This is a genomic window from Acinetobacter sp. YH12100 (assembly GCF_013419135.1).
Taxonomy (GTDB): Bacteria; Pseudomonadota; Gammaproteobacteria; order Pseudomonadales; family Moraxellaceae; genus Acinetobacter; species Acinetobacter pseudolwoffii.
Map to the genome: position 1 here is coordinate 97,434 of NZ_VPAQ01000001.1, position 15,994 is coordinate 113,427.

A 15,994-nucleotide genomic window follows, 5' to 3' on the forward strand; every position below is an offset into this window, starting at 1 on the left:
CATGGCTTGGACACGTAATCAAATGGCGCAGCGCGCTGCACAAGAGCTGGAAGATGGTTTCTACGTTAACCTGGGGATTGGTTTACCAACGCTGGTTGCTAACTACATTCCAGAAAATATCAACGTCTGGCTGCAATCGGAAAATGGCTTGCTCGGTATTGGCGAATTTCCAACGGCTGAAACCGTCGATGCCGACCTGATTAATGCTGGTAAACAGACCGTGACTGCCCGTAAGGGCGCTTCTTTCTTTTCCAGTGCCGATTCCTTTGCCATGATCCGTGGCGGTCATGTCAATATCGCCATTTTAGGTGCCATGGAAGTGTCCGAAACTGGCGATCTGGCCAACTGGATGATTCCGGGCAAAAAAGTCAAAGGTATGGGCGGTGCCATGGATCTGGTCGCAGGGGTACAAAAAGTCGTGGTGTTGATGGAACACTGCGCCAAAGATGGCACGCCTAAAATTGTTGCGCAATGCAGTCTGCCCCTTACCGGACAGGCTGTGGTCAACCGGATCATTACCGATTTAGGTGTGCTGGATGTCACTCCAGATGGTATTCAACTTGTTGAGCTGGCACCAGAGGTCAGTTTTGAGGAGATTCAGAAAGTCACGGGTGTGGCTTTACAAAAAATAGCAGCTTGATTTTCCCGGCCCTTAAAATGAAAAATTTTAAGGGTTTCTTTTCGACCAAAGAAAACTCTAATTTTAAAAATGAATGCAGAATAAATGAATTTTAATCATGCAAACAGAACAAAATATCTTACAACGCTTCGCCCTGCGCGTCAGTGACTGGTCAGAAAAATGGTTTCCCGATTCTTATATTTTTGCCCTGCTCGGTGTCATCATTGTCGCAATTGCCGCTATCGGAATTGGCGCGCCGGCACAGGACGTTGCCATTTCCTTTGGTGACGGGTTCTGGAGCCTGATTCCCTTTACCTTGCAGATGTGCATGCTGATCGTGGTCGGTTATGTGGTTTCGGTTTCAAAACCAATGCAGCTTCTGATCCGAAAAATGGCATGTCTGCCCCATTCAGGGCGTGGTGCGATTGTATTGGTCGCGACAGTCAGCCTGCTCATTTCCCTGATTAACTGGGCCATGAGCACAGTTCTAACTGCATTACTCGTGATTGCACTGGCACAACGTAAAGAACTTAATATGGATTACCGCGCTGCAGCCGCAGCAGCGATTATCGGGATGGGAGCCACCTGGGCACTCGGCATCAGTTCCTCTGCTGCACAATTACAGGCCAATAAAAGCAGCCTGCCTGAACCGATTTACAATCTGACCGGTGTCATTCCATTTACCGAAACGATTTTCCTGCCGCAATCCATGATCATGACGGCGGTTCTAATTATTGCCTCGATTGCCATTGCCTACTGGTCAGCGCCGAAAGGCAGTCATATTAAAACCATTGAACATTTTCCGGTTCAGATTGAAGAAGGAAAACCGGAAGAATATTCATCAAAACGTCCGGGCGACTGGCTGGAAAACTCACCTATTTTAAGTATTCTGATTGTGGTGCTAGGTGCTGTATGGATGTTTAACGAATTTTCCGAAAGCAATCCTATTCTGGCCATCTCCAGTTTAAATACCTATAACTTTATCTTCCTGATTTTGGGTGTCGCACTACATGGCACACCACGGAATTTCCTCAATGCCGTTTCCAAGGCTGTGCCAGCAATTTCGGGTGTGCTGATCCAGTTTCCTTTATATGGCAGCATTGCCTTTATGATGACCAATGCGCTGAATTCTGCCGATCTGTCCCTATCACACTATATTGCCGAATTTTTCGTTTCGATTGCTTCACAGGAAACCTTTGCTATCGTGATGGGTCTCTATTCGGCAATCCTGGGTTTCTTCATTCCTTCCGGTGGAGGTAAATGGATTATTGAAGCCCCTTATGTAATGCAGGCTGCGCATGATCTGAAAGTTCATCTGGGCTGGTCAGTGCAGATTTATAATGCTGCCGAAGCCTTGCCTAATCTGATCAATCCTTTCTTTATGTTGCCGATGCTGGGCATCCTGAAGTTAAAGGCCAAAGATGTGATCGGTTTTACCGTGACCCAACTGGTTTTTCATATCCCGCTGGTGCTGTTTTTACTCTGGTTCCTCGGCCGAACTTTGACCTATAGTCCACCGGTCTTTTCTTAATTTAAGCCATATAAAAAGGACGAATCATTCGTCCTTTTTCATCTGGAAAATTATTTCAGCTGGCTTTCTTTTCTACAACACCCTCGCTATCCACTGCGCGTACCACGCCTGTTTCGGTATTCACCACCTCAAAGGTCACACGACGGTTCTGAAACTGGCCAACAGGTGTAGCATTCGGTTCAGCTGGCTGATCCTCGCCCATACCCACCGCCTGTAATTGTGCAGGATCAACCCCTTTTTCCACCAGATAGCTGGTAATCGCTTGAGCTCGCTGCACAGACAGTGCCTTGTTCTCTGCTTCACTGCCCTGAGCATCGGCATGGCCTTTAACTTTCAGAATCACTTGAGGTGCACGTTGCAATAAAGCAGCCGCCTGATCCAGCACCGATTTATTGACTTCTGGAACTGTGGTCGATGCCGTATCAAAATTAATAATCTGCAAATTCAGTGCGGTCGCAACATCTAAGGCCTGAACATGATCAGTTTTGATACTCGCCAATGCTTGTTCTGCCTCGCTATTGGCAGCCTGAATCGCCTCACTCCTATTGACCGGCTGTTGAGTCACAACAGTGACATTTTTGGCCAGATTACGAATTTGTGTTGCCAGACGTTCTGCTTCTGCATTACTCGCTGCACGTATAGCAACCTGATTACCAATCCAGTCTAGTGAGACATTTGGCATGCCTTGAATCAGTTTCAAAACGGAAGGAATGCTATCCTGATCAATAAATTCCGAATGATAAACCTCACTGCTGAGCGCCCCACAACCAATATTATAATTAAAGATCTGTTTAATCTCGGTTTGCAAAATTTGCATATACTGGGGATTATTCAGCTGTAACTGACAACTGATAATTTCACCATTAGTGCCGGTACTCAACTGTAAAGAAGCGGGTTGGACTGCGGCAATTTCACGGGTCGTTTGGGGGTTTGCCGAATCCTCAGCATCATCCTGCATACAGCTACGAACAAAAAACAGGATTAAAGCTGCCAGAATCAGAAAAATAATAAACGGCCATAAAAAACCGGTTTTTTTCTGCTGCTGTACCACAACAGCATGTTCTGGTTCTAGTTCAGGCGCCTGATTCAAATGCTGCCCCGCCAATGGAGAAACACCTAATGCCGCTAAAATCGATCCGGCCCAAACAGGTAATGCACGCTGGATCGAGTCGGCGTGGGTTTCCAGCAAATGACTAATCGCTTCTGGACTTGAAGCACCGGCTTCGGTCTGTAAAAAATTGAGGGTCGGTACAATGGCCCGATTCAGGGTCTGCTCTATTTGATCTTGTGGCGCGCTCTGATCAAGTTGATCCAGAAACTGCTGCTTGAGTGCCGAATTTCCATTAAACAGTTCATGGATTTTTGGATTGAGTTGCTGGCTTAAACTTTCAATCCATGCAGGACGTGCACGCAATATACTTAAGAATATGGGATAGAACTGACTCAGTGCCTGATCTTTGGCAAATAGATGTTCGGTTTCACCTTGTAGCACAATCGCTGTAACATCGCTTTTTAAGCGTTCCATCAGATCTACATTCATATTGTCACCATTCTTTTGATTTTTCTAATGTTTAATATTCAATCAGTGTAACGATGCCAGTTTTTTGAAAATGTAAATAATTGTATGAATATCATAAAGTTTCACTGTTTTTGTTGAGTACTCATTTTACTGACACAGAATTCAAAAAACAAAAAAGCCAGCCGAAGCTGACTTTTATAAAAGCTGGATCTATTAAGCGACGAAAGTTTTTAAAACTTTAGCTCGCACTTTTTGATTGATCAGCGGGGTATTTTTACCTTGAGACACGATGCTTTCTTTGTTCAGCGTCCATTCTAGCTCTGGATCTACCAGCACCCAACCCGCCTCGTCTGCCCAGCGATCTGCCATTTGTGCAACACGTGCCGGAGCTAAAGTCACTTTTTCTATCCATTCCAGTGGTGTAAACAAACCTTCATTGACCAGTTGAATCCCAAAAGGTACATAAGTATCAAAAGCGCTAAAGCCAGGCTGGGTTTCAGCAAATGGCGCCATTTTCGCAGAGCTGCTCAGCGGTTCATGATGGGTACAAATCGCATCAATCACCCCAGATTTTACTCCTTGGCGTAGCAATTCTTTGTCTTGTTCAGCACGCAGTGGCGGACGTACATGTGCCAGCGAATTAAAACCATCAATTAAGGCATCGGTCAGATGTAATTGGTGCATGGCCACATCACAGGTGACAGGCAAGCCTTTTTCCTTGGCAATCCGGATCAGCTCTACTGACGCACCACAAGATAATAAACCGAAATGCGCGCGAACTTTGGTCACTTCAATCATTAACAGGTATTTGGCAATTGCCACGGTTTCCGCAAGTGCTGGAATCATCGGCAAGCCTTGACGCGAGGCAATAAAGCCTTCATGTACACAGCCATCTTTGGCAATTTGCGGCTCTTCTGCATAGAACACCACAGTCAGATCTAAACCTGCAGCATATTCCAGGGTACGTAATACCACGTCATCATTGGCAAAAGGCGCACTGGCATTGGACACCGCAGTACATCCGCCTTTTTTCAAACCGGCCATATTGGCAGGTTGCTGGCCTTGCAAGCCTTGGGTTTGAGCACCAATCACTTCAAGATAAATACCACCGTCCAGCATGGCTTTCTCAACCAGACCATGAATCAGTGCGCCATTGTCCTGCACGATCGGCTTTGAATCTGGTGGTGTAAACACGTGCAAAATCCCATTTTCACGTGCTGCTTTACCTTCAGATTTTAAGGTGCCATGTTGTTGCTGACCCGGTTCCCGTAAACGTGCACACAGATCGACCATGGTGGGCATCAACCATTTGCCCTGACCATCAATCGTTTCAGAAACAGCAGCCGTTTCCGCAACGAACTTACCATTTTCCAGATACACGGTCTGAACAGAATCAGTGTTTTGGATCGGATCGAGCACACGAACATTTTCAATTTTTACAATAGTCATGACTTATTCCTTAACCCGCAATCGCTGCAATCAAACCCTGTTCCTGAAGCTGGCCTTGCATTGACAAAGCCAACACCGCCATACGTACCGCAATACCATTGGTCACCTGATTCAGAATCACCGACTGCGGTCCATCGGCAATACTGGAGTCAATCTCCACCCCACGGTTCATTGGACCCGGATGCATCACGATACAATCCGGTTTTGCCATCGCTAAACGTTCTTTGTTCAGGCCATACATCTTGTAGAATTCAGCTTGCGATGCCAGTGCCGGAGAATCAATCCGCTCATTTTGAATACGCAGGGTAATGATCACGTCGCAATCTTTGATGCCATCTTCCATGTTGTTAAATAGACGAATACCATCACCATATTCTTCAAAACCGTATGGCAGCAAGGTATTTGGTGCAATCACCCGAATATCTTCGCAGCCTAAGGTTTGCAAAGCCGCTACATCTGAACGCGCGACACGTGAATGTTTGATATCGCCAATAATGGCAATCGACATCTCTTCAAATTTTTTATGGGTTTCCCGGCGAATGGTGAGCATGTCCAGCATCGCCTGGGTTGGATGCGCATGACGGCCATCACCGGCATTAATAATCGCCACTGTTGGGCAGACATCTTTGGCAATAAAATGCGCCGCACCTGAAGATGAATGACGCACCACGAAAATATCGGCGGCCATCGCTTCAAGGTTCCATAAGGTGTCACGCAAGGTTTCACCTTTAGAGGTACTCGAACGAGCAATATCGATATTCAGAACGTTGGCAGAAAGGCGCTTGGCAGCGGCTTCAAAAGTAGTGCGGGTACGGGTAGAGTTCTCGAAAAACAGGTTCATCACCGTTTTGCCTTCCAGCAAATTATTGGTAATGAGCTGATTTTGGTCATTAAAAAAGGACTGCGCAGTGTCCAATATTTTTGTCAGGGTTTCTTTGGAAAGACCTTCGATGGTCAAGAAGTGTTTTAGATTACCTTCTTTATTGAGTTGAATCTGGCTCGGTGTATGCAATGCCGCCAAGTGCATGAGAGATTCCTTATGCGTTAAGTCAACATATTATACAGAGATTGGCCAGTCTGAGTAGTTGGCAATGTGACTACTTGTACAAAAACCACCTCGATAATAAAAATAGAAATTGAAATTCCTATGTATTTTTTCAATAAGATAATTTAACCATTTTCCATCCTGCTGACTTTCAGTACAAAATTATGGGTGCTTCAGTCTGGCACATTCACACCCATCGTTTTATCGCAGCGCACCGATATAATGATGTGCAACCTGTGCACGGTAAATATCGTCCTGATCGGGTTCAACCGAGACCAATTTCTCCTGCTGTGGCAGATGTGCAGATTTTTCAAACTGTTGCTGCCGAACCACAGGCAGATCCCAAACCTGTTTTAAACGCTCGATTAAACGCTGCAACTCTGGATCTTGGGTCTGTTCTACCAGCTCAATCACATGCCGCGCATAGTCCAGATTTTCTGCCAGATAAAGCGCATCCACGACCCGGCCTGACACACGTCTCAAACGTGTATAAATTAAAGTGGCCACTGAAAAAGCGTCATGGTTGCGTAACTGATTCTCTAACATTTTAACCCCCATTATAAAATTGAAAAATCAGGCAGCCATCGCTCTCCTCCGACTGACTGCCTGATTTGCTGTGTATAGAGCAAAATGCGTACCAGTTCATCAATTTATCATGTGAATATTATTTTTCACTCGTACACGGCAAGGCCTTTCAGAGAATTTAAAAAGCTTTCAATATAAAAATACGGTAAACTTGGCGCAGTTTTTTATTTATCTTTTTTGGTCTCTCTATTATATGAATACCTCTCCACGTTTAAGCAATTATTGGGTCACCTGTGCCGATGGTCTGGAAACCTTATTAGAAGAAGAACTACAAGGCTTAGGTGTTCAGAATATTGAGCGTTTTCCCGGTCGTTTAATCTTTAAAGGCAGTCTGGAAAATGCTTATCGGATTTGTATGTGGTCACGTCTGGCTTCACGTGTGCTCATGCCAATTCATACCCATGAAATTGAATTTTCTCACGATGCCCGTGATGTGGCAGAAGAGCTATATGAAGGTGCAATCAGCTTTGACTGGTCGCTCATTTTTGCACCACAAAGTACCTTTGCGATTCGCTTGCATGTCGAGCGTGACATCAAGGTCAATACCCAGTTCGCAACTTTGCGTGCCAAAGATGGTGTCGTAGATTCCTTCATGGAAGCTGTGGGTAAACGCCCAAGTATCGATACCAAACAGCCAGAAATTACCATGTATATTCTGGCTGGGAAGAAAGAACATACCTATTGTCTGGACTTGTCCGGCGACTCATTACATAAACGTGGTTATCGCCACTTTATGACCGATGCACCAATCAAGGAAAATCTGGCTGCTGCAATTTTGCAAAAAGGTCAGCTTAAACAGATTAATCCGGACATCATTGTCGATCCAATGTGTGGTTCAGGTACCTTTATCATTGAATCACTGATGATCCTGACCGACCGTGCGCCGGGTCTGGTGCGTCGTTTCGGTTTTAATGGCTGGAATGGCCATGACCATGAACTCTGGATGGGCATTAAAGCTGAAGCAGCTGAACGCCACCAAGCGGCAATGGAAAATCCATTACCGCAATTCTATGCCTTCGATGCAGACTGGGAAGCTGTAAAAGCGACACGTCAAAATATCATCGCGGCAGGTTTTGAAGCTGCTCTCGACAATATCATGATCGAAGAGCGTACTTTAAATGACTGGCCGGATTTTCAGGCTGAAGGCAAGAAAGTCTTCTTCGTAACCAACCCGCCTTATGGTGAGCGTCTCGGTGATAAAGCGCAGAACCGTTCTTTATATCTTGGTTTATCGGCTTTACTGCAAAAGAATTTCCCGAATCAAAAAGCGGCGGTGATTGCCTCTCAAGTCGAACAGGCTGACGTGCTGGCCTTTAATGATCCGCAAATCCTGCGTTTGATGAATGGTAAATTGCCGATCTATATCCGCTTTGGTACGGTTAAACCTGCGGCTGTGGTGCGTCCGTTTCTGGAAGGTTGGCAGCCGCAACAATTCGAACCAATCGAAGGTGCGATGGAGTTTGCCAACCGTCTGACCAAAAATATGCAAGCCCTGAAAAAATGGGCAGTCAAAGAAGGCGTACACTGTTTACGTCTGTATGATGCCGATTTACCAGACTTTAATGTCGCGGTGGATCTGTATGGTGAGCGCCTGCATGTGCAAGAATATGCTCCACCTAAAACGATTGACCCTGAAAAAGCCAAGAAACGCTTTAACCTGGCACTGCAAGCCATTCGCGCTGTGACCGGTCTGGGCCGTGATGCGATCTTTATCAAGACCCGCGCACGTCAGGAAGGTAAAAACCAGTACACCAAACAAAGTACCGCATCGAAGCGTTTTATCGTACAGGAAGGTAAGGCCAAGATTCTGGTTAACCTGACCGATTATCTGGATACCGGTCTGTTCCTGGATCATCGTCAAATGCGTTTGCGTATTGCCCGTGAGGCCAAAGGCAAACACTTCCTGAACCTCTACAGCTATACCTCTACGGCGAGCCTACATGCTGCCTTGGGTGGTGCTGCAAGTACCACCAGTGTCGATCTTTCCAATACCTATTTGAACTGGTCGAAGGAAAACTTCGTGCTGAACGGTTTAACCGTAGATCACGCCGATGAACAACATCAGTTCTTTGCATCTGACTGTTTTGAATGGCTCAAAGAAGGTCATGAGCAATATGAGCTGATCTTTATTGATCCACCCACTTTCTCAAACTCGAAAAAATTCTACGGGACGTTTGACGTACAGCGCGACCATCTATCCTTGCTTAAACGCGCCATGAACCGTTTAACCAGCGATGGTACCCTGTACTTCTCGAACAACTATCGTGGTTTCGAGATGGATGAAGAAATTCTGGCGTTCTATGATGTCGAAGAAATTACTCAAGAAACCATTGGGCCTGATTTCAAGCGTAACCAGAAGATTCACCGTGCCTGGAAAATCGGCCATCCTAAAGTGTAATCACTGGTATTAGATTGTGATAAAACAAAAGCCTGTTCAGTTGAACAGGCTTTTTCTTCTTAGATTCGCTGTTAAAAAGCGACTTACAACTTATTGTGCAGTTAAGAACTTCTTTTCACCATACAGATAATGCATGGATAGTTTAAACACATCACCATCTCGCTGAATTTGCTGATTAGCTTGCATCGCACTCAGCATTTGCTCCAGCTCTTGATCGGACATATTTTTACCTGCGGCACGCATATAATGATGAGTGAAGGTTTTTACTACCTGTTTATTGAAACTGATATTGGTTTGCACTTCTAACAGATTTGGGAACATTTTTGCCAAGCTTTCCAAGGTGGTTTGATGGCCTGGCATTACTTTTCCGACTAAATCTGCCTGAATACTGCCTGTGCCTAACTTTAACTGATTCTGCTTCGATTCAAACTTGAAGCCATCATTAATCACCGCCAGCATGGCTTGTATCGCATCTTTTTCAAAATTTCCTGCTTCCAGACAAGAGTTATTTTGCTTTTGCAGAATATCAAATAATATCTGCATTTTTTGACGCTGTAAGTCTTTGAGCTCCCAATTGAGTTCTAAGTCTTGCATCGCAGGGACATTATTTAAGCCCATTTCGGCAATTTTAAATTTTGATTGAACATCTACTGTACGCTCATGCAGTTGGGTATCCATACGCCAGCTCAGGTCTTTCAGTTGTCCTGAGCCTTCTGCCTTAGCATCCTGGCGCTGCATTTTGACAATATTGAACTCGAAATAACCCGGTTCTAAATACTGCGCATTCAGAGCCTGATTGGTTTTAAAATGCACACCCTTGAGTTGTGTATTTCCAGACTGATCACGAATAGACAATTCTGGCACATCAAAACTCATATTTAAAATTTTATGTTGTCCCTGACTCTGTTTTGCCTGAAACTTGATCTGTATAGGGTCAATTCTGGTATATAAACCTGCTTCTTTTTTTTCGATGACAGGGGTTTGTAATTGTGTGGTCGATACACCCAACCAGTTGACTTGCGTCGTCACTTTTAAAGGTTGCTGAAAAAATTCAGCATATGCGCCCTGTCCTTGTGCTAAATCGAGTTGAGAATGAATGGTATAGCCTTTCCAGGTACGCTGAATTTGGTCTTGACCATTAAATACTAATTTTTCTTTGGCATTACACGCGTCTGGCACAATGCTCATGCTCCACTTGGCCGTGCCTTGTAGAGCCCCCATAGCGTAGTCAGTATATTGCACACTAATGTTCGGCGCTGGTTTTAAATTTTGTTGATAATGCGCTTTCAAGCTCTTATCTGCATATAAATTACCCGTGCTCACAGCCCCCGCCAACACCACGACACCAATTCCACCCCATACTATTTTCGACATAGTTTTTGCTCAGAATTTATCTATTTTTATTGAACATAAATTATAGTTAATCTTAAAAAATAAAGATAATTGTTTTGCAAATAAATCACTTAAACATAATATTCATCACAAAATATTAAAAATAGCTGTCACTTTTAAGCAATTTTTTTACTGATATGACCTGAATTGTCAGCCATCAAAAAACCTAGCCGAAGCTAGGTTTTCTGAAAATTAAAAGGACAGGCAATATTAGCTAACTTTCATTTTCTCGAAGATTAAATCACCCGCTTCGGCCTGGACCAGAATCGTATCACCCGGCTGGAATTCCCCTGCAAGGATTTTTTGAGCCAGGCCATTTTCAATACGTTGCTGGATCGCACGTTTTAACGGACGCGCACCATACAGCGGATCGAAACCGGCATCAATTAACTGATCGAAAGCACTGTCATCTACCGACAGACGCATATCACGCTCTGCCAGGCGCTGACGCAAGCGATTCAACTGGATATCGGCAATACCGCGAATCTGGTCTTTTTCCAGCGCATGGAAGACCACCAGTTCATCAATACGGTTAATAAACTCCGGACGGAAATGTTCCGAGACCGCATTCATCACTACTGTACGAACTTCATCACGTGTTGCATTAACGCCCAGTTCACGCACATCCTGCGAACCCAGGTTCGACGTCATAACGATCACGCTGTTTTTAAAGTCCACTACCCGGCCTTGCGAGTCAGTTAAACGACCATCATCCAGCACCTGTAGTAAAATATTAAACACATCCGGATGCGCTTTTTCGACTTCATCGAACAAGATCACGCTATAGGGTTTACGACGTACCGCTTCCGTCAGCACCCCGCCTTCTTCATAACCCACATAGCCCGGAGGCGCACCGACCAAACGGCTCACCGAATGTTTTTCCATGAATTCAGACATATCAATACGAATCATGGCATCGTCACTATCAAACAAGAAGTTGGCTAATGCTTTGGTCAATTCTGTTTTACCCACACCCGTTGGACCCAGGAACAGGAACGAGCCACTTGGACGGTTCGGGTCTGACAGACCTGCACGTGAACGGCGTACCGCATTCGATACTGCCACCACGGCTTCTTCTTGCCCCACCACACGGTTATGCAGGAACTCTTCCATATGCAGCAGTTTGTCACGTTCACCTTGCAACATTTTCGCCACAGGAATACCGGTGGCCGCACTGACCACCTCGGCAATTTCATTGTCGGTGACTTTGTCACGCAGCAGTTTCGGTGCTTCACTTTCTTCAGCTGCTTCAATACGTTCCAGCTGTTTTTGTAACTCTGGAATGACGCCATATTGATACCGTGCTGCTTCAGCCAGATCACCTTCACGTTGCGCCTTGTCCAGTGCAATACGGGCCTGATCCAGTTTGACTTGAATGTCTTTATTACCAGCAACCAAGGCTTTGTCGGCACGCCAGATTTCTTCTAGGTCCTGATACTCTTTTTCAACCGTGGCGATCTGGTCAGACAGATATTGAATCTCAGCTTTGGCACCTGAGTCTTCATCTTTTTTCACCGCTTCCAGCTGCATTTTTAACTGAATCAGACGGCGCTCCAGTTTATCCAAAGCTTCTGGTTTGGAATCGAGTTCCATTTTGATACGTGATGCTGCTTCATCAATCAGGTCGATGGCTTTATCCGGCAACTGGCGATCGGTGATATAACGATGTGACATTTTCGCTGCAGCAATAATCGCAGAGTCCAGAATCTGTACCCCGTGATGCGTTGCATAGCGGTCTTTCAGACCACGCAGAATCGCAATGGTGTCTTCCACACTCGGTTCATCCACCAAGACTTTCTGGAAACGACGCTCGAGCGCTGCATCTTTTTCAATATACTGACGATATTCATCCAGCGTAGTCGCACCGACACAGCGCAGCTCGCCACGTGCCAGCGCCGGTTTCAGCATGTTACCGGCGTCCATCGCACCATCACCCTTACCGGCACCCACCAAGGTATGCAGCTCATCGATGAATAAGATGATTTCGCCTTCGTGTTTGGCAATATCTTTCAGAACGGCTTTTAAGCGTTCTTCAAACTCACCACGGTATTTGGCACCGGCCAGTAAAGATCCCAGGTCCAGCGATAAAACACGTTTACCTTTCAGTCCTTCAGGTACTTCACCATTAATAATCCGCTGTGCCAGACCTTCGACGATTGCCGTTTTACCCACACCCGGCTCACCAATCAGTACCGGGTTATTTTTGGTGCGGCGTGACAGAACCTGAATGGTACGGCGGATTTCATCATCACGGCCAATCACAGGATCAAGCTTGCCTGCCAAAGCACGTTCAGTTAAATCAATGGTGTACTTATTCAGTGAATCACGCTGATCTTCATGATTATTGCTCATGACTTTTTCATCGCCTCGAAATTGATTAATGATCTGGCCTAAGGTTTCTGCCTTTAGGCCAACACTGTTTAATAAGGTTTTTGTGTTACCTGTTTCTGCCAGCGCCAACAGTACCCAATCTGTAGATAGAAACTCATCTCCGGCTTTTTGCGCGAAGCTGTCTGCCAAATGTAATACTTTTGCCGCTTCAGGGCTGAGATTGATATCCGCGGAGGGATTGCTCAGGGTTGCTGCATTACTTAGGGCCGTTTGCAGCTTGGTTTGCAATTCACGCAGATTGGCGCCGGCCTGCTGCAGCAAGCTGACATTGGATGCTTCATCCATCAAGGTGGCCAGAATATGAATCCCATCAATCGAGCTATGGTCTTTAGTCATGGCCAATGATTGTGCATCGGAAAGGGTTTGCTGCAGGCGATTGGTAAATTTCTCAAAACGCATTTTTGTTATTCCTCCCAACAAATTTTCTACTTGATGGATATATGGGTGCGATTAATCAGATTTCAAATTATTTTTGCATATTTTTCAAAAACTTATTATCTAAAAATATACAGATTTCAATTATAATATTGGTGTAGTCAAATCATATTTCAAGTAAGCGAAAGAGAATTTTTAATGAGACCCCAAGACTAGCGCTAACTCATCATCTTGATTAAGCTATTTAGTTGTATCGGGATAATTTAAAACAAAATTGGCTTACATATTCTGTCCTAACCCTTCTACCAAATGAAGAACTTCAGAGAGTTTCTGTTCAGTTTGAATCAATACTCGAGGTGATTAATGGCCTTATCACTGATAAAGAAAAATTAGTTCAGCAACTTCCGTATGGCTTTCGCTCATACTTTTGTTTGGGACAAAGTAGTTTCATGATTCATTTTTATAAGAGCATCTTTTATGGATGATGTTTTAATTATGCGGATTTGACGATCCTTTCCCATACTCTTTTTCATTAAAATAAGCGTGTAATCAACAATAAAAAACACCCTCAATCAAGGGTGCGTCTAAATAACGATAAAAATTATGGAGCCGGATTTGGCTGCTGACAGTGAATCGCTTCAATACCTTTCAGTACGTCTTCAGATAAATCGATTTCAAAGGCCTGAATATTTTCTTTTAACTGATCCAGATTGGTGGCCCCAATAATAGTACTGGTTACAAAGAACTGCTGTTTGATAAAGGCCAAAGCCAATTGCGTCAAAGTCAGACCATGCTGCTCGGCCAGTTGTGCATATTGTTCGGTCGCCCATTCACTTTCCGGATTGCTATAGCGGCTAAAGCGCGAATATAAAGTAACCCGAGCATTGGCAGGACGCGCACCATGACGGAATTTACCGGTCAGATAACCGAATGCCAAAGGTGAATAAGCCAACAGGCCTACACCTTCGTATTTGGCAATTTCTGACATGCCCATTTCATAAGTACGATTCAATAAGCTATAGGGATTTTGCACACTGACAAACTTAGATAAACCAAGTTTTTCAGCCAGATGTAAAAATTTCATGGTGCCCCATGGGGTTTCATTGGACAGGCCGATATAACGAATGCGGCCTTTTTGAATCTCTTGATGTAAAGCGGTTAAGGTTTCTTCCAGATCTGTTACTGCACGATCTTCTGCCGCTTCTGCATTACCATAGCCCAGCTTGCCAAAGAAATTGGTTGGACGTTGCGGCCAGTGCAGCTGATATAAATCGATATAATCGGTTTGCAGACGTGCCAAGGACTGGTCAATCGCTGATGCAATTTCATCTGCAACGAAACGGGTTCTGCCATCCCGGATATGACTGCCGCCTTGTGAAGGACCGGCAATTTTTGAGGCCAGAAAAAGTTGGTCACGGCCACCGCGAGAGGCAATCCAGTTACCAATCATACGCTCGGTTGCACCCTGGGTTTCAGGTTTCGGCGGAACCGGATACATTTCCGCAGTATCCCAGAAATACATTCCCTGATCCAAAGCATAATCCAGTTGCTGAAAAGCCTCTTCCTGTGTGTTTTGCTCACCAAATGTCATGGTGCCCAAACAAATTTCCGGCAAAAGAATGCCTGTATCTGCCAATGGTCTGAACTGCATAAAAAATATCCTTAAAATTTATCGGTCGTTTATTGCGATCACATGCGCTATAGCCTATGGGAATGATAAGGGAACTTAAATTATCTTTTCTAAAAAGCTTGTGCCAAATTGTTATGTTCGAATGGATTTGTGCTTTTAAAGTAGAGATAAAAAAAGCAAATCAGAAGATTTGCTTTTTTTATTTTTGACTTATTCGTCTTCGAGCTCACCGGCACTGACCGTTTCTGGCTCCTCCAGAGAAACATCGAAAATCAGAATGGCTTTACCATCGGTTTCAATCATGCCCTGTTCTTCAAGTGTCTTCAGTACACGGCCGACCATTTCGCGGGAACAACCGACAATACGGCCAATTTCCTGACGGGTAATACGAATCTGACGGCCATTTGGTAAAATCATCGCCTCAGGCTGAGAAGACAAGTCGATCAGGCAACGTGCAATACGGCCTGAAACATCAATGAATGCCAGATCAGTCACTTTACGTGTGGTATTTTTCAGACGGCGTACCAGCTGAGCAAATACTGCATAGCTCAGATCAGGATATTGCTTGCTGATTTCATGAAAATTTTCATAGGTGATTTCAGCAATTTCACACACATCACGTGTACGAACTTCTGCAGTACGTTGTGGATTTACCTCAAATAAACCCATTTCCCCAAAAAAGTCACCTGGATTTAAATATGCCACGACAATCTCACGATCATCATCTTCACGAAGAATGATGGATACAGACCCCTTCAAAATCAAATACAAAGATTTAGATTCTGATCCTGCATCAATGATCGTAGTACGTTTTGGATAACGATTAATATATGCACGTTTTAACAGTGCTTTCACGGATTCTGGTAATTGCCCCGGAGAAAGCGCATCTGTGCTTAATTGTGAAAAGTTTGAAGTCATGCTTACGGTTCCGAATATGGATAATGTATAGATCGCACAAGACCTAATGTGAACTTGTCACACAGTGGGATTGAAATTCCGTATCAACCCAATTTATGTTAGTGTACAGTTACTTGACAAATTTATAGCTTTTTTTAGGTAG

The 15,994-nt window shown here is 44.6% G+C and carries 11 protein-coding genes; 3 read left to right on the plus strand and 8 right to left on the minus strand.

Going from position 1 to position 15,994, the window contains the following annotated elements; translation table 11 throughout:
* Position 1 precedes the first annotated feature (1 nt).
* Entirely contained in the window at positions 2 to 640 is a 639-nt protein-coding gene (locus tag FTU40_RS00630) for a CoA transferase subunit B (protein WP_005096536.1), read from the plus strand.
* Between the two features lie 97 nt (positions 641 to 737).
* Positions 738 to 2,150, plus strand: a complete 1,413-nt coding sequence (locus FTU40_RS00635) for a short-chain fatty acid transporter (protein WP_180039390.1) — start codon at positions 738 to 740, stop codon at positions 2,148 to 2,150.
* A 55-nt stretch (positions 2,151 to 2,205) separates the two neighbouring features.
* On the opposite strand, the gene FTU40_RS00640 is transcribed toward FTU40_RS00635, so the two are convergent.
* The 4 genes from FTU40_RS00640 to FTU40_RS00655 form a co-directional block, all read right to left on the minus strand.
* Entirely contained in the window at positions 2,206 to 3,690 is a 1,485-nt protein-coding gene (locus FTU40_RS00640; RefSeq protein ID WP_180039392.1) for an OmpA family protein, read from the minus strand.
* 192 nt (positions 3,691 to 3,882) lie between these two features.
* A complete protein-coding gene (locus FTU40_RS00645) occupies positions 3,883 to 5,118 on the minus strand; it encodes a dihydroorotase (RefSeq protein WP_180039394.1) in 1,236 nt (411 codons plus the stop codon).
* Between the two features lie 10 nt (positions 5,119 to 5,128).
* Complete coding sequence (locus FTU40_RS00650; RefSeq protein WP_005171612.1) at positions 5,129 to 6,145, minus strand: aspartate carbamoyltransferase catalytic subunit; 1,017 nt, start codon at positions 6,143 to 6,145, stop codon at positions 5,129 to 5,131.
* Positions 6,146 to 6,364: 219 nt separating this feature from the next.
* Entirely contained in the window at positions 6,365 to 6,709 is a 345-nt protein-coding gene (locus FTU40_RS00655; protein WP_005096530.1) for a hypothetical protein, read from the minus strand.
* 232 nt (positions 6,710 to 6,941) lie between these two features.
* Between FTU40_RS00655 and rlmKL the strand changes: the two genes are divergently transcribed.
* Positions 6,942 to 9,146 (plus strand): bifunctional 23S rRNA (guanine(2069)-N(7))-methyltransferase RlmK/23S rRNA (guanine(2445)-N(2))-methyltransferase RlmL, encoded by a 2,205-nt coding sequence (gene rlmKL, locus FTU40_RS00660; RefSeq protein ID WP_005096529.1) that lies wholly within the window; start codon positions 6,942 to 6,944, stop codon positions 9,144 to 9,146.
* 90 nt (positions 9,147 to 9,236) lie between these two features.
* On the opposite strand, the gene FTU40_RS00665 is transcribed toward rlmKL, so the two are convergent.
* The 4 genes from FTU40_RS00665 to crp all read right to left on the minus strand — a co-directional run bounded on the left by FTU40_RS00665 (position 9,237) and on the right by crp (position 15,852).
* Positions 9,237 to 10,520 carry a DUF945 family protein gene (locus FTU40_RS00665; protein ID WP_074382984.1) on the minus strand — a complete coding sequence of 428 codons (1,284 nt, stop codon included), beginning with the start codon at positions 10,518 to 10,520 and terminating at the stop codon, positions 9,237 to 9,239.
* A 228-nt stretch (positions 10,521 to 10,748) separates the two neighbouring features.
* Positions 10,749 to 13,328, minus strand: coding sequence for an ATP-dependent chaperone ClpB (gene clpB / locus FTU40_RS00670; RefSeq protein WP_005096526.1), 2,580 nt, complete (start codon positions 13,326 to 13,328; stop codon positions 10,749 to 10,751).
* 577 nt (positions 13,329 to 13,905) lie between these two features.
* Positions 13,906 to 14,955 (minus strand): NADP(H)-dependent aldo-keto reductase, encoded by a 1,050-nt coding sequence (locus tag FTU40_RS00675; RefSeq protein WP_100355096.1) that lies wholly within the window; start codon positions 14,953 to 14,955, stop codon positions 13,906 to 13,908.
* Between the two features lie 189 nt (positions 14,956 to 15,144).
* The gene (crp, locus tag FTU40_RS00680) at positions 15,145 to 15,852 is read right to left on the minus strand and encodes a cAMP-activated global transcriptional regulator CRP (RefSeq protein WP_005171629.1); all 708 of its coding nucleotides are present in this window, start codon (positions 15,850 to 15,852) and stop codon (positions 15,145 to 15,147) included.
* Between the last annotated feature and the right edge of the window lie 142 nt (positions 15,853 to 15,994).

What these genes read in the sequence shown, in the direction of transcription:
- FTU40_RS00630 (WP_005096536.1), top strand. Translation starts at nt 2, where the DNA reads ATGGCTTGGACACGTAATCAAATGGCGCAGCGCGCTGCACAAGAGCTG.
- FTU40_RS00635 (WP_180039390.1), top strand. Translation starts at nt 738, where the DNA reads ATGCAAACAGAACAAAATATCTTACAACGCTTCGCCCTGCGCGTCAGT.
- FTU40_RS00640 (WP_180039392.1), bottom strand. Translation starts at nt 3,690, where the DNA reads ATGAATGTAGATCTGATGGAACGCTTAAAAAGCGATGTTACAGCGATT.
- FTU40_RS00645 (WP_180039394.1), bottom strand. Translation starts at nt 5,118, where the DNA reads ATGACTATTGTAAAAATTGAAAATGTTCGTGTGCTCGATCCGATCCAA.
- FTU40_RS00650 (WP_005171612.1), bottom strand. Translation starts at nt 6,145, where the DNA reads ATGCACTTGGCGGCATTGCATACACCGAGCCAGATTCAACTCAATAAA.
- FTU40_RS00655 (WP_005096530.1), bottom strand. Translation starts at nt 6,709, where the DNA reads ATGTTAGAGAATCAGTTACGCAACCATGACGCTTTTTCAGTGGCCACT.
- rlmKL (WP_005096529.1), top strand. Translation starts at nt 6,942, where the DNA reads ATGAATACCTCTCCACGTTTAAGCAATTATTGGGTCACCTGTGCCGAT.
- FTU40_RS00665 (WP_074382984.1), bottom strand. Translation starts at nt 10,520, where the DNA reads ATGTCGAAAATAGTATGGGGTGGAATTGGTGTCGTGGTGTTGGCGGGG.
- clpB (WP_005096526.1), bottom strand. Translation starts at nt 13,328, where the DNA reads ATGCGTTTTGAGAAATTTACCAATCGCCTGCAGCAAACCCTTTCCGAT.
- FTU40_RS00675 (WP_100355096.1), bottom strand. Translation starts at nt 14,955, where the DNA reads ATGCAGTTCAGACCATTGGCAGATACAGGCATTCTTTTGCCGGAAATT.
- crp (WP_005171629.1), bottom strand. Translation starts at nt 15,852, where the DNA reads ATGACTTCAAACTTTTCACAATTAAGCACAGATGCGCTTTCTCCGGGG.